The 1,155-nt window shown below is 67.4% G+C and carries 1 protein-coding gene; it reads right to left on the bottom strand.

Annotated features, from left to right (window positions below):
• Positions 1-1,155: HNH endonuclease signature motif containing protein (locus tag AU198_RS19580; RefSeq protein WP_156431682.1), on the bottom strand; the 1,155-nt coding region annotated here is incomplete at both ends.

Below are 1,155 nucleotides of genomic sequence, written 5' to 3'. Positions count from 1 at the left end.
TCGTCGACGTTGGTGTTTCCGCCTTTGGACCAGTCGGCTTTCACGTGATGCACTTGGCAGCCGTAGGCGCCGACAGTGCAGCACGGCTTGGTGCAGCCGCCGTCGCGCGCGATGAGCATGATCCGCTGTGCGGGGGTGGCGATGCGCTTGGCGCGGAACAGATCCAGGGCTGATCCGGTCGCGTCGTCGAAGACCGCCAGGTAGTGGTTGGCGTGGCCGGCCAGCCGGATCACATCGGCGATCGGCATGAGCGTGCCCCCGCCGGTGGTGCCGACCCCGGCCCGTGACTCGAGTTCGCGCAGGGTGGTGCGGATGATGAGCGAGACCGGCAGCCCGTTGAGCTGACCCAGCTCACCGCTCATCAAGGCGATGCGCCCGACGGCGATCATCGCGTCGTGTTGGCGCTGGGCCAGGCTGCGGTGGTCGTTGTCGATCTGAGCCTGGGTCGGAGTGCCCGATGTGCAGGGCTCGGGATCGTCGGGATTGCACATCCCTGGTGCGGCGTACTTGGCGAAAATCACTTCCCACACCGCCCACGCTTCAGGTGTCAGCGTCCCAGAAATCCCGATCATCGCGTCGGCGCGCTGTTTTGCCTTGGTGAGCCCGCGTTTGCGGGCGCGCTCGACCTCATCGGGCTCGGGTCCGTCCTGATCGAGCAAGAACAGCGTCAGATCGGCGCTGTCCTTGAGTTCCTTGGGACCGACACCGACCGCGGTGCGCACCAGGTCGACCTCGAACTGCTCGCGGGTGCCCACGTCGACGAATCCGGGCAACCGGTCCACGGCCTTGCGGATGACGTCGACATGTTCGTCGTTGATCAGTCCATGAGCTTGCGCGACAGCGGTCGCGGGCAACGCCGGTGGCAGCGAGGGCCCGGTCACCGCCTGACGCGGCGCCAGCAGGGCCGCCTCGCTCAGGCGCCGGTTGGCCTCGCTGGTCGAGATCCGCCAGCGGACCCGCAACACCTCTTTCCACGATTTGGCACCCATCTGTTGGGCCGTGGCCTCGACCTGCAGGCGGGCCAGCAAGCGGTGGCGCATCGCGGGCAACTGGCAGCCCAGAGCTTCGAGCTCATCAAGGGCCGCCACGAGATCGGGGCGGGTCAACAAGTCGACATCACAGGCGGCCGCCTCGTCGAAGGCGGCACGCAACGCG

The organism is Mycobacterium sp. GA-1199 (assembly GCF_001500045.1).
Lineage (GTDB): Bacteria > Actinomycetota > Actinomycetes > Mycobacteriales > Mycobacteriaceae > Mycobacterium.
Note: the sequence above shows the minus strand (reverse complement) of the source record. Positions and strands in the feature narration are given on the sequence as shown.